This window comes from Mycobacterium sp. IDUB_24 (genome assembly GCF_055419385.1).
Map to the genome: position 1 here is coordinate 754,819 of NZ_JBVAXO010000001.1, position 12,516 is coordinate 767,334.

Annotated in this window: 11 protein-coding genes; 4 read left to right on the forward strand and 7 right to left on the reverse strand. The window is 63.6% G+C overall.

The annotated features are described in order from the left end of the window. Window positions 1–21: 21 nt before the first annotated feature. Window positions 22–915 carry an NHL repeat-containing protein gene (locus ACZYZF_RS03750; protein WP_463834569.1) on the reverse strand — a complete coding sequence of 298 codons (894 nt, stop codon included), beginning with the start codon at window positions 913–915 and terminating at the stop codon, window positions 22–24. Between the two features lie 156 nt (window positions 916–1,071). Between ACZYZF_RS03750 and ACZYZF_RS03755 the strand changes: the two genes are divergently transcribed. Next, a complete protein-coding gene (locus ACZYZF_RS03755; RefSeq protein WP_463834570.1) occupies window positions 1,072–1,962 on the forward strand; it encodes a serine hydrolase in 891 nt (296 codons plus the stop codon). 510 nt (window positions 1,963–2,472) lie between these two features. Further along, window positions 2,473–4,911 (forward strand): cellulase family glycosylhydrolase, encoded by a 2,439-nt coding sequence (locus ACZYZF_RS03760; protein WP_463743461.1) that lies wholly within the window; start codon window positions 2,473–2,475, stop codon window positions 4,909–4,911. Between the two features lie 35 nt (window positions 4,912–4,946). Here the strand turns inward: ACZYZF_RS03760 and ACZYZF_RS03765 are convergent, their stop codons facing one another. After that, window positions 4,947–5,504 (reverse strand): DUF4188 domain-containing protein, encoded by a 558-nt coding sequence (locus ACZYZF_RS03765; protein ID WP_463834571.1) that lies wholly within the window; start codon window positions 5,502–5,504, stop codon window positions 4,947–4,949. Window positions 5,505–5,597: 93 nt separating this feature from the next. Between ACZYZF_RS03765 and ACZYZF_RS03770 the strand changes: the two genes are divergently transcribed. Both ACZYZF_RS03770 and ACZYZF_RS03775 read left to right on the forward strand, forming a co-directional pair. After that, on the forward strand, window positions 5,598–6,266 hold the full coding sequence (locus ACZYZF_RS03770; protein ID WP_463834572.1) for a MerR family transcriptional regulator: 669 nt from the start codon (window positions 5,598–5,600) through the stop codon (window positions 6,264–6,266). 424 nt (window positions 6,267–6,690) lie between these two features. Further along, the gene (locus ACZYZF_RS03775; RefSeq protein ID WP_463834574.1) at window positions 6,691–7,713 is read left to right on the forward strand and encodes a hypothetical protein; all 1,023 of its coding nucleotides are present in this window, start codon (window positions 6,691–6,693) and stop codon (window positions 7,711–7,713) included. Here ACZYZF_RS03775 and ACZYZF_RS03780 read toward each other — a convergent pair. From ACZYZF_RS03780 to ACZYZF_RS03800, 5 genes are all read right to left on the reverse strand, one after another. Further along, window positions 7,710–7,964, reverse strand: a complete 255-nt coding sequence (locus tag ACZYZF_RS03780; RefSeq protein ID WP_463834575.1) for a GmrSD restriction endonuclease domain-containing protein — start codon at window positions 7,962–7,964, stop codon at window positions 7,710–7,712. The genes ACZYZF_RS03775 and ACZYZF_RS03780 overlap by 4 nt on opposite strands. A 75-nt stretch (window positions 7,965–8,039) precedes the next feature. Beyond that, window positions 8,040–10,700 (reverse strand): replicative DNA helicase, encoded by a 2,661-nt coding sequence (locus ACZYZF_RS03785; protein WP_463834576.1) that lies wholly within the window; start codon window positions 10,698–10,700, stop codon window positions 8,040–8,042. Between the two features lie 514 nt (window positions 10,701–11,214). Next, the gene (gene rplI / locus ACZYZF_RS03790) at window positions 11,215–11,670 is read right to left on the reverse strand and encodes a 50S ribosomal protein L9 (protein ID WP_463743457.1); all 456 of its coding nucleotides are present in this window, start codon (window positions 11,668–11,670) and stop codon (window positions 11,215–11,217) included. A gap of 11 nt (window positions 11,671–11,681) precedes the next feature. Next, window positions 11,682–11,942, reverse strand: coding sequence for a 30S ribosomal protein S18 (rpsR, locus tag ACZYZF_RS03795; protein WP_135459648.1), 261 nt, complete (start codon window positions 11,940–11,942; stop codon window positions 11,682–11,684). Window positions 11,943–11,977: 35 nt separating this feature from the next. Next, window positions 11,978–12,484 (reverse strand): single-stranded DNA-binding protein, encoded by a 507-nt coding sequence (locus ACZYZF_RS03800; protein WP_463834577.1) that lies wholly within the window; start codon window positions 12,482–12,484, stop codon window positions 11,978–11,980. Window positions 12,485–12,516 lie beyond the last annotated feature (32 nt).

Consider the following 12,516-nt stretch of genomic DNA (forward strand, 5'->3'; position numbering starts at 1 on the left):
AACATGGTCGGCCCACCCGGACTACTCGGCGGCGAGCCTGACGATGGTGTCCCTCGTGTCCGTGGCGCGGACATTCATGTTCATCACGTAGACATTGCCGTCGCCGTCGACAGTGATGGCGGACGGGCGCTGAAGATCCTTGAACGGCAGCTGCACCCAGTCACCCCCACCGGCCGGCATCCGGAACACCGAGCCCGCCTGACGGTCGGTGGCATAAAGATTGCCCGCTGCGTCCACCGCCAGGCCACCCACGTTCTCCGGTGCCCCGTCAACCGGCTCGGCCTTATCGGCGTCCTTGGCGATCTTCACGACCTTGCCGTCCATGGCCGCGTACACGTTGTCGTCGGCATCGACCACCAGGTGCCCCAACCCGTTGACGATCTCGACAGGAAGGTCGGCCGGGGCAGCCGCGTCGGGCGTGAACTTCAGGAGCTTGCCGCGCTGGTTGTCGGCCAGATAAACCGAGCCATCATGGCCCACGGCCATCTGGCCGTGCTTGGTGATCTTGCCGAAGGGCAAGGGTTCAGAAGCGGTAGATCCGGGTGCGATCGTCTCGACCACACCGTCGGGCGTGATGAACGACAGTCGGCCATCCGGCCCAACCCCGAACGTCGATACTTGGGGATTGCCGCTGGGCTTCATCGGCGCCGGATGGTCTGCCCCTGGCAGCAACGTCGCGAACCCGCCGGTACCACCCAAATACACGACGTTCTTCGCGTCGGCGCCCATCTCCCGGTAATCGAATGCACTGAACGGCAGCGTGGTCTGCTCACCCGACTGCAGCGGCACGTCCGCCACCAGCGCGGTCGGCGCAGATCCCGGCGAACAGGCCACCACGACACTGCCCACCACAGCAGCGACCATTCCGAAGACGAATCCCTTGCTCGGACGCAGTTTCATCTCTTCCATCCCCACGGCACGAATCCTAGGCCCCGTGCGATCGCCGGAGCCCCAATCCTTCAGGCCTCGACTCACCTCTGCGACCGTCTGGGTGGCCCCATTAAGCTAGGACGACCGGCGGGCGCAGAGTCCATCCCAGCTGCCCTGGCTCTGGACCAATTGGAGGACTTTATGTGGAGGCGGCTGTCGAACCCGTCGCTGGCGGGTATGGCGATCGTCAGCGCGGCGATGCTCGTCAATGGTTGTGTGGCACATGCCTCGGGCATGCCATCAGCTGCGGACGTCGCCCAGGCGCCGGTGATCGCCCCGCGGGCACCGATCACGCCATTGGACGGACTCGATGCCCGGACCCGTCAGGCCACCGCCGAGGCGGCCAAGTCCGGTGCCGACATCGAGGTCGTCGTCCTGGACCGTGACACCGGCCAGGTCATCTCCAACGGCGCCACCCAACCCTTCCCGATCGCCTCGGTGGTCAAGCTGTTCATCGCCGACGACCTGCTGCTGCAGGAATCGAAAGGCGAGACGAAACTGACTGCTGCCGACCGCAAGTCGCTCGACATCATGTTGCGCTCCTCCGACGACGGCGCGGCCCAGACCTTCTGGGACCGCAGCGGAGGAAACGCCGTAATCTCACGCATCGTGGCGCGATACGGGTTGTCGGGCACCACCGCGCCCTCCAACGGGCACTGGGACGTCACGCAGAGCACCGCAAGCGACCTGGTGCGCTACTACGACAAGCTGCTGGACGGCAGTGGCGGGCTGCCTCCCGAACAGACCAGCGTGATCGTGGGCAACCTCGCTCAATCCACACCCACGGGAACCGACGGATACCCGCAGCGCTTCGGCATCCCGGATGGGCTCTATGCCGAACCGGTGGCGGTCAAGCAAGGATGGTTCTGCTGCTGGAACGGCGGCAACCAGTTACATGTCTCCACCGGCGCGATCGGACCCGACCGCCGCTACGTCATGGCGATCAGTTCCCTGGAACCGGGCGACGCCGCCGCTGCGCGCAACACCATCACGCAGGCCGTAAAGACGATATTCCCCGGCGGGCACGTCTGAAGGCCGCTGAAACGGCGCTCAGGCAAAGACATTCCCACGGTGATCGCACCGCCGTATTCGATACGCCATCGGTCAATGGTTGGCATTTGACCATGCAAGTAGTCCGGGTCGTGTAATCAGGACCACATGAACGCATCGGCGTATGTGGGTCGTGTTGGGGGACTTGCGGTTGCACTGGGGATCGGGGCAGTGCTGGCCTCAGGCACTTGGGTGGCGTCTGCAGACACTGGCAGCTCCACCGGCGGAGCGGGCGCCGGCCGTGCGAAGAGCGAATCGAGCTCCGGCGAGTCGAAGCCGTCCAGCCCGAGGCGCAAGGCCGGTTCTCCGAAGGCAAGGGCATCAGGCAAGCCGTCGGACGCCGGGACCGCGCAGGGCGATGCCGACCGGCCAACGCACAGGTCCGCCGCCGCCACGGGCTCCGCCGACTCCCCCTCCACGCGGTCAAAGCGGGCCAAGCCAGCGTTGCCGCACCGCGCCGAAGCACCTACCGCACGTCGCCCTCACTCCGGCGTGGCACCGACCGCCGGCATCGGTCAAACATTCCAATCCCCCTCGGCGGCAACGACCGTCGCTGCTTTCGCACGCGATATCGAGCAGACGAACCCGCCGGCCACGACGCATCGGGTGGCGGCACCGGTCAAACACCCGGTCACCCCGCCGGATTCCAATCCGTTGACGTGGGCGGCACTGGCCCTCGCCAGCCGCAGGTCGATCGCGCCCGAGCCGAAGACCATCGGACAGGCCCCAATTGTGAACGCACGGTTGGGCGGGTCGCCGGATGTCGAGCGCACGACGCTCGCCGGGCCGACACCGGTCGAGCAACAGACCCCCTCGCCCGCGGCCGTGATCGGCATCGTTGTTTACGACCCCCTCCACGACGCCGCGCAAATGTGGATCACCAGTCCTGTCGGTCAAGTGGTCGATGGGCTCGTCAACACCGTGGCGGGGTCCTATGTGATCGGCAACGGCTCAGCAGGCACCGCCGCGCATCCGGATGGAGGTGCTGGTGGTTGGCTGTTCGGCGACGGGGGCGCGGGCTGGAACAGCACAGAGTTGGGCGAGGCCGGCGGCGATGGCGGGTCGGCCGGGCTCCTGGGCAACGGAGGGGCCGGCGGCTCGGGAGGCGCAGGCGCTGCCGGTGGTAGTGGAGGTGCGGGCGGATTCCTGACGGGCATAGGCGGACTCGGGGGCAGCGGGGGCACCGGAACCCCGGGCGCGCGCGGAGGTGCGGGCGGTTTCGGTGGTAGCGGGCGCGGCCTGTTCTTCGGTCTCGGTGGCGACGGCGGTGACGGGGGTGACGGCACGGTCGGTGGCATCGGCGGTGACGGGGGTGACGGCTCGAAACTCTTCGGCATCGGCGGCGGCGGTGGTGACGCCGGCGACAGCGGCGTCGGCGGTCCGGCGACCGGCTTGGTCGCTCTCGGCGGCGCGGGCGGCACAGCCGGAATCTTCGGTACCCACGGCGACGTCGGTAGTTTCGGCACCATTGCCGGATCTCCCCCGAGCGTGGGCAACACCGACAAGCTGACAACCACCGGCAGCTGGTTCACCAACAGCGATGGGCAGGTGGTCATCATGCACGGGGTCAACGTGGTCTACAAGGTGCCGCCGTATGACCCTGAAGCCATGGGCTTCAGTGACGACGACGCGCAGTTCCTGGCGGACAACGGGTTCAACGTAGTGCGGCTGGGAATTGATTGGGCCGCAGTCGAACCCGAACCCGGCGTGATCGACATGAACTATCTGGCCGGAATCAACCAAACCGTGCAAACGCTCAGTGACCATGGCATCTACACCTTCATCGACATGCACCAGGACCTCTACAGCACCGAACTCCACGGTGAAGGGGCACCTTCTTGGGCGACGCAGACCGGCGGGCTGCCCAACCCCGACTTGGGCGCCCTGCTGGGCCAATTCGTCGTCAACTACTACCTGAGCCCCGCGCAAAATCACGCCTGGGACGCGTTCTGGGCCAACTCCGACGCACCCGATGGCGTCGGGCTGCAGAACCACTATGCGCTGAGCTGGCAGGCCGTAGCCAGCTACTTCGGCGACAATCCCAACGTCATCGGCTACAACATCATCAACGAACCCTGGGTTGGATCCGGTTGGCTCGCAACGATAGTCAACGGCTCCTTCTTCGGTGCCGAGCAACTCACCCCGATGTACAACCAGACCATCGCCGCAATCCGGTCGGTCGACCCGAACACCCCGGTGTTCATCTCACCGGCGAGCCCGGCGGTCGATGAGATCAGTGCGCTTCTCTTCAGCCAGCCTGTGCTTCTGGGCAAGATCTCCGACCCGAACACAGTGCTGGAGTATCACGGATACGGCAACGTCGCCGGCCTCAACTTCAGTTCCCTCGTCGGTCCGATCATGTCGGGGCGTGCCGGCTTCTACGGCGCAATCAACGACATGCCCGCCTTCATGGGTGAATTCGGGGCCACCAGCGACCCGGCCACACTCGCGGCAGAGACAGCAGCCGCCGACGCGAGGCAGATCAGTTGGGCCAACTGGGCGTATTCGGGTATCGGCGAAATCACCAGCAGCGCAGACCCGAGGGACCAGTCTCTGGTGTACGACCCGTCATTGCCACCGACCGGCGACAACGTCAACACGAGCAACCTGCAGGTGCTCTCGAAGCCGTACCCACAGGTGATCTCCGGAACCCCTCAGGGTTGGACCGTCAGTGAGGACGGCACGTTCCGATTCACCTACTCCACTGCCAAGGTTGACGGATCAGGCGATTTCGCGGCCGGCTCCCAAACCATCATCTCGACACCTACCCGCCAATACCCGAACGGCTACCAGGTGGCCGTGATCGGTGGTCACGTTGTCTCGGCTCCGAACGACCCCCGACTCGTCATCGCATCAGACCCGGGCGCAACCACCGTCAGTGTCACAGTCACCGGAGTTGCTGCCGCACCAGGGTCGCTCATCTCCACCTGAGGTGACTAGCGGCTCACGGGAAGAGACGAGCGTGATCAGAACTTGTCTCGTCGCATGGGGATGTAATCCGAGTCCGTTGCATTCATTCTCTGGTGCGTGCTGTTGCGGGGTGCGCCGAAGCTTTCCTGGACCCCGAGCGCTTTGCCCAAACCCAGTGGCGCCAGGTTGGCGTAACGAGTTTCGATGTGATCGGCCGGCACCCGGTAGGTCTCGTGCCAAATCCCGATGTCGCCGGTACCGGCGGCATCCCGGTTAAAGGCCGCCCAGGCTGGAGCGTGTGCGAATGAAGGGTTCTTCGCGAACTTGCCGAGGTCTTCGACGTTGCGCCAGTACTGCACCACGATGACGTCGCGGCCAGCCCGGTACGTCTTGGCATGAAGCAGGCCCAGATCGGGATTCTTGGCCAGCTGCATCAGCATCCGGGGCATCGCCACGAACGTCGGGAACCAGCTGCGTACCTTGCGCCACCGGTGGATGCGTGCGCCGATCAGAAACACCACCACCTCGCTATCCCCGACATCGGCGACAGAGCCACCCGCGAGCACACGTCGCGGGGCATTGCGATAGGCGCGGGGGATCATATTTCGTGTCATCGCAGCTCCTATGCTAGATAGTGGAAGTATCTAGCATAGGATAGTGCCGCTATCCACTGTTGGTGGTCAACCCCGGCCGCGTAAGGAGTTCGAGTGCGCATCTCCGAGCTTTCCCAGCAGACTGGCGTCACCGTAGCGACCATCAAGTACTACCTGCGCGAGGGTCTGTTGCCGCCCGGAAGCAAGGTCAGCGAACGGCACGCCAATTACGGTGACCATCACGTGGCGCGGCTTCGACTGCTGCGAGTCCTGCGCGAGGTCGGTGCAATCCCGGTCGCCGACCTCAAGGAAATCGTGGACGCGGTTCAGAACGAATCGCTGTCCGTACACCAGATGTTCGGCGCCACCTATGACGCACTGGCGCGTTCGTCGGATGCCGCGAGTCAGCATGATCGTGCGCTGGCCAGCCAAGTCGTTGAGCAGGCCGGCTGGACACAGGTGCGCCCGGACACGCCCGCGCTCGACCAGCTTGCTGGTCTGCTCGGGGTGCTCAACGACTTGGACTGGCCGCTCGATTTGCCCAACGCTGCAACCTATCTCGGGCTCGTCAACGCCATCGCCGCCTATGAGGTCAGCAGGCTGACCGCAGCCGACCTCCAAGCTGACCGAAACTCAGTGGTCCAGCAGATGGTGGTAGGCCAGGTGGTATTCGGTCAGTTGTTACTCAGCTTGCGGCGGCTCGCACACGAACACCACAGCGCCCTCAAATTCAATGAGAACTTGAGGGCCTCCTCAGACAGCTCGCCGCCAAAAAATCAATAAGCACGGGCCTGCAACGCTTCTGGTCGCAGTTGTCTCATTTCCCGTCTCGCACGGCGCGTCTCACGAACCTGGCGGATACGCCATCGGCCCATCGAGCTTCGTCTCGAGTTCATGTCATTGTTTGCTCACCCCGAAACCTGTTCCTGCGCAACCGCATACGGCATCATCGATAGATTGGGTGAGGAATGCGCGCGAGAGTTGTAGACGGCACGTGCAAACCGACCAAGGAATGGCATGCCGGAAGGGGCAAAAATCAGATGCCGTAGACACGAGTGCATGACGGTGGGTGAGACACAAAATGTGGGCGAGTCCTGAGGCGTGAGAAAAAGGTTCTCATGACAACGTGGTGAGGCCAGCAGCCCGCCGCTCGGAGCCTTCTGGGCCCTGCCCGTGCATGAGAGCCCCGTCCTGCCATTCTTAGCGAGTGGAATACCTCCTGCTGGTGATCGCCCGCGCGCGCATCGAAGTTCCGCCCGACATCCTGCGGTGGTGCCTCGGTACAGCCACTCCGATGTTCCGGTCGTGGACACAGCTTCTGGGCCGGTTGGATGTGACCGATGAGCAGGCATGGACGATGCTGTGGCGAGACGGGACGCTGGAGAAGTCCGCCGAGAAGGTGCCCGCAGGCTCGCAAGGCTACTGGACGAGCAATGCATCGTCGGAGCGGCTGGCCGAGCATGTCGCGTCGTACCTGGCACGACCGAACGTCCCACCGGGGCGAGTAGAAGAGGTACGAGGGCGCCTCGACGGGACTGTTCTGACCCGACTGGATCTCCTGCGTGAGGTGACGCGACTAGGGGGCAGCGACGGTGTTTGTCATGAGTTGGCGGCGGAACCACCGGTCGGCTCTCTGCGTGTCCACGAGCTGGGCGCGCGCGAGCTGGCACTGGTCGAGCGGTACCGGAGCAACGCTCGGAACGAGGCGCGCGAAAGCGCCGAACTGATTGCGTCGCAGATTTCCGTAATCCTCGCGGAGAGTGACCTGATCGGCCGCGTGGAGTGTGCACGATCCCAGGGAGCATTCGGTATCGACGTTCTCAACGCATGCCTCTTCGGCCACGGATCCGTGGCCCCGCCACCCGAGTTCGCCGATGCGACTAGCGCTGAGTGGCTGGAGGAAGTTGCGGCACGCGAACTGATCTATGCGTCCGATTCCTTCCGCCTAGGTCCAATCATGTCTGGACTTCGCCCCATCGTTCGCATGCATAGAGATCCCGCCGATCGGTCTGCACGAAAGTGGGGACCTCGCCGCATCCGTGATTTCGGTCCGGCCGGGATGGTTCCTCTGACGTTCTCCATCCCGGCCGAGGAAGGCGAATACATCCTCCGCAGCCTGGGCAGCGACGTACGCCGCTACGAAACACTTGCCGGCCTGCTGGAGGAGCAGTCTTCCGCACCACTAGGTGATTTGTGCCGTGCCACCGATCGGCCGCACCGCTGGTCTTAGATCAGCTCCCATTCCTTGGCCAGGATGGCGGTGAGCTCCTGCTGACGCTTCTCAATGATCGAGGGGGTCCAAGAGGGCAGTTCCAGAACCTGGGTAGTCAATGCGAATACCGCTGATCCGGTCGAGGTTTTGAAGTACTTGTCCTTCTTCGCCGCGTAGTCGTAGTTGTTCGCCTGCGAGTTCCCCACGCGACACTCAAGGACTGGCAGGCAATAGCGGCGAATCGTCCTGTTCTCATCGACGTCCGCCATGACAACTTCGTGAGACACATGACAACTCCGCTGAGAATATGACATGCGAGCTGAGACCCTACAACCGCCGTTGTATTACCGCGCCATATTCGTGAACCGTGAGAAGTGAAGCTGGTGCGCCACAGTGATATTCGCGGTCGGGCCGTTACGGTGCTTGCCCAGGATGATGTCGGCTTCACCGCCGCGCGGGTCTTCACGGTCGATCGCGTCGGGGCGGTGCAGCAGCAGGACCATGTCGGCATCTTGTTCCAGCGAATTATGTAGACTAACTAAATTAGCGACGAAGTTGTGCGTGCCACTAACGGTTCCGTCGTAGACGTCCTGTTCACCGATGCTGGTGACCTCTACAATCCGGTCCCAGAAAACATCGTTTGTTGCCAGGTCGTGCAGTTCGTTATCGTCAAAGACCGCTGCGATCCGATGGAGTCGCTTGCGGCCCGGCGCATGCGTCCACATCTTGGAATCATCGAAACGAGTACCGGTCGCAAGTGCGAAGTCTTGGTCGGTCCAACCCCGCTCGGCCAGGATGCGCTTGACTCGATCCCACACGGCGATCGGCACAGTGTCTGAGTGTGCCCTCGATTGGACTGACTTCAATTGGCTCAGCACTTCACGAGCGGCAAAGAACTTCTCTCCGTTGACATCTACACCTCGAAGGAATCGGCGTTGGTTATCTGCCCCGAAGATGTTCAAGTGCCAAGAGTCCCGGTACCCGGACTTGCGTGCACGGTAGATCCGACTACTGATCCCCAATCGCAACAGCAGCAGCGCAACATCGTCCACCAATTGGCGACTCGTGGACGCATAGAAGACTCGTCCCTGCTTGACTTTGTAATCCCACCGCACGGACCCGTCCGTTGCCCATAGATGATGTAGGAACAACGCCACCTGATCGTTGGGCAGCGCGAAAACCTCTTTGGGAACGAACTTCTCGTAGCTGCGCTTGCCGAACAGCCCGAGCTTGTCTAGCCACGCGGCGATCGGATTGCGCTTGCCATGCGTCAACCGGTGGGGCGCCGGCAGTCGCAGTGTCGTGACGCGGGCCGCCGGGTACTCGTCCCGCACCGCCGTAACCCCAAAATGCTTGGCCGCTTTGGTCACCGCAAGTAGGTTTTGCTCGTCGATACTGGCGTAGCGGATCGGCTGGCGCTTAACACAAGAACCGTCACCGATCATGTGCGCCAAAAGAACAATCTCGGACTCGTCCATCCGGGCGGTACCAATTGGCTCGGGAATCCACCTCGGCGCCGCAATGCGATCGCCAACCTTGAGCTCCCCCAATGGAACCCATCCATCCAGCGTGTGGAACGGATGGTTGGCGGTCGCCTCTACCACTCGACCGGACGCCAGCCGGACCTTGAAGACCTCTTTGTGCCCGCTGTGGAACACGTTCGTCATCGGACGCGCCACCATGCGCTTGTGCTCGTCGAGCGACCACACGAGCGGGCGCTCGCCCGTCTCCATCAGCTCGCCAAACGTGACCTCGGCGCCGTTGTCGGCACGCAGGATGCGCGTGGCCGCCGTCAGGCAGCCCGACTCACGAAGGTCCGAGACTTGCGGACGCTTGTCGGTGCGCTGCTCGGGACCACGGTTCAGCTGGCTGATCGCGATCACCGGCACTTCAAGTTCCTTGGCCATCAGTTTGAGGCTTCGGGAGAAGTCCGAGACTTCCTGCTGACGCGACTCGTACTTCTTGCCCGAGCTCATCAGCTGCATGTAGTCGACGACCACGAGCTTCAGATCCGCCTTCTGGGCCAGCCGCCGGCCTTTGGCGCGAATCTCCATCATGGTCAAGTTGGGCGAGTCGTCGATGTAGAGCGGCGCCTCACTGATCTCGCTCATCCGGCGGGCAAGCTTGGTCCAGTCGTCATCGCTCATCCGGCCCGAACGCATATCGGCCAGTTTGATTTTCGCCTCGGCCGACAGCAGCCGCATCACAATCTCGGACTTGCTCATTTCCAGCGAGAAGATGACGCTGGCCATCCGGTGCTTGATGGAGCAGGACCGCATGAAATCGAGTCCCAGCGTCGATTTCCCGACGCCAGGCCTGGCCGCGATGATGACCATCTGCCCGGGGTGCAGGCCGTTGGTGATCTCGTCGAATTCGGTGAACCCGGTCGGCACACCGCGCGAGATGCCGCCTTGCGACGCGATCGCATCGATCTCGTCCATCGTGGGCTGCAGCAGGTCCTCGAGCGCGACAAAGTCCTCCGACGCGCGGCGTTCGGTCACGTCGTAGATCTCGGCCTGCGCCCGGTCGACCACGTCGGAGACATCGGCACCGTCGGCCCCGGCGTAGCCGTACTGGACCACCCGGGTGCCCGCCTCCACCAATCGGCGCAACAGCGACTTGTCGGCGACGATGGCGGCGTAGAAGCCCGCGTTGGCAGCGGTCGGCACAGTGGAGATCAGCGTGTGCAGATAAGGCGCCCCGCCGATGCGGCGCAACAGCCCGCGGTTATCGAGTTCGGCAGCGACGGTGACAGCGTCGGCGGGTTCACCCCGGCCGTAGAGATCCAGGATGGCGTCGTAGACGTTCTGGTGCGCCGGACGGTAGAAGTCGCCGGGACGCAGCCGCTCGAGCACGTCGGCGATCGCGTCCTTGCTCAACAGCATGCCGCCGAGGACCGCCTGCTCGGCCGCCATGTCCTGCGGCGGCTGCCGGCCGAAATCCTCTCCAGGCGGAGGGCCATCCGTCTCCGAATTCGGATGCCCCAGGTCGTCCACCACCGCCACGGACTCCCCACCCCCTTCCGAGACCGGCCTCACGGCTGGCTCGAACATTTATTCGAATCGGTACTGCGACTGTAGAACAGGGCTCCGACAAAGCTTCTGACGGCGCTGCGACGCACCACGGTAGACCGTTGCTGGCACTGCCCGAAACCACCCCTGTTGATCAACCTGTGGATGGTGTGGGGATAGGTCTCGGTCGCAGTGTTGAGCCTCTGGGGAGAACCTGTGGATCATTTCTCGGCGATCTGTTGTTTTACCAGGTCAGAGTCCCATAGAGGTTGTCAGTAATTGTGTATGGAAAGTTCTTCGGCGTGTCGTGCCGGGTTGCCGTCCCGGGCGTGTTGTGTTGCGCCCAGGGACCGGGCGGGTTAACACCGAGTGAGGTTCGCTGTCCAGAGTTTCCCGCAGTGAGTTCGCCAGAGATGCAGCAACGCCCGGGTGGGAACCCCTAAGGGTCCCCACCCGGGCGGTTGAGTGCTCGCAGAATGACTCCGCTACGGATTGCTCCGCGTCGGGGTTACTCGGCTACGACGTTCAGCGACACCTTGGCTTCCACCCCGGTGTGCAGCCGAACGACGATCGGATGCGTGCCGACCGACTTGATGTGTGCCTTGGGCAGCTGCACCGTGCGCTTGTCCAAGTTGGGCCCGCCGGCCTTCTTGATCACGGACACGACATCGGCCGCGGTGACCGAGCCGAACAGCTTGCCGGTGTCCCCGGCGGCGTGAACCGGCAGCGACACCTCGCCCAGGTTCTCCAGAGCGGTCTTGAGCTCGTTGGCGTGCTCGACGCCGCGGATCTCCTTGGTCTCGCGGGCGCGACGGATCTCGTCGGCCTGGCGCTCGGCGCCACGGGTGGCAACGATGGCCAGCCCGCGCGGCAGGAGGTAGTTACGGCCGTAGCCGTCCTTGACCTCGACGGCGTCGCCTGCGACACCCAGGTGCTCCACCTCAGCGGTGAGAATCAGCTTCATTGGTCTGCCCCCTACCGCGTCGACGAACCGAAGGGCAGCAGAGCCACCTCGCGGGCGTTCTTCACGGCGATGGCGACATCGCGCTGGTGCTGGACACAGTTGCCGGTCACCCGACGGGCACGGATCTTGCCGCGCTCGCTGATGTAGGTGCGCAGCAGCGCAGTGTCTTTGTAATCGATGATCTGCCCCTTGCCCTTCTTGGAGCAGAACACGCACTTCCGAGTCTTGACCGGCTTTTCCGGTGCCGGCCGCCTCTTAGTGGTCTTGGCCATTGGTTATCTCTTCCTTGCAAAAATTTCGATGTTGATCAGAACGGCGGCTCGTCGTCGGCCCCGCTGAAGGAGCCCGACGCGGGCGCACTGCCCCACGGATCGTCTTTGGGCTCGGCTGGGCGCGAAGCCGCGCCGCCTCCACCGCCACCGCCGAAGCCACCGCCTCCGCCGCCACTGCGGCTGGCCTTGTTGACCTTGGCCGTGGCGTAGCGCAGGGACGGACCGATCTCGTCGACCTCAACCTCGACAACGGTGCGCTTCTCGCCCTCGCGGGTTTCGAAGGAACGCTGCTTGAGCCGACCCGTGACGATCACCCGCGAACCCCGGGTGAGACTCTCGGCCACGTTCTCGGCCGCCTCACGCCAGATGTTGCACCGAAGGAACAGCGCCTCGCCGTCCTTCCACTCGTTGCTCTGCCGATCGAACATCCTCGGCGTCGAGGCAACGGTGAAGTTGGCGACAGCTGCGCCGGACGGAGTGAAACGCAATTCCGGGTCAGCGGTCAGGTTTCCGACAACTGTGATGGTGGTGTCACCAGCCACGAGATCCTCCTGGGATAGGCATGTCCGTTTGC

Coding starts and splice junctions, on each gene's coding strand:
- ACZYZF_RS03755 (WP_463834570.1), top strand. CDS start 1,072: ATGTGGAGGCGGCTGTCGAACCCGTCGCTGGCGGGTATGGCGATCGTC.
- ACZYZF_RS03765 (WP_463834571.1), bottom strand. CDS start 5,504: ATGACACGAAATATGATCCCCCGCGCCTATCGCAATGCCCCGCGACGT.
- ACZYZF_RS03780 (WP_463834575.1), bottom strand. CDS start 7,964: ATGGCGGACGTCGATGAGAACAGGACGATTCGCCGCTATTGCCTGCCA.
- rplI (WP_463743457.1), bottom strand. CDS start 11,670: ATGAAGCTGATTCTCACCGCTGAGGTGGAGCACCTGGGTGTCGCAGGC.
- rpsR (WP_135459648.1), bottom strand. CDS start 11,942: ATGGCCAAGACCACTAAGAGGCGGCCGGCACCGGAAAAGCCGGTCAAG.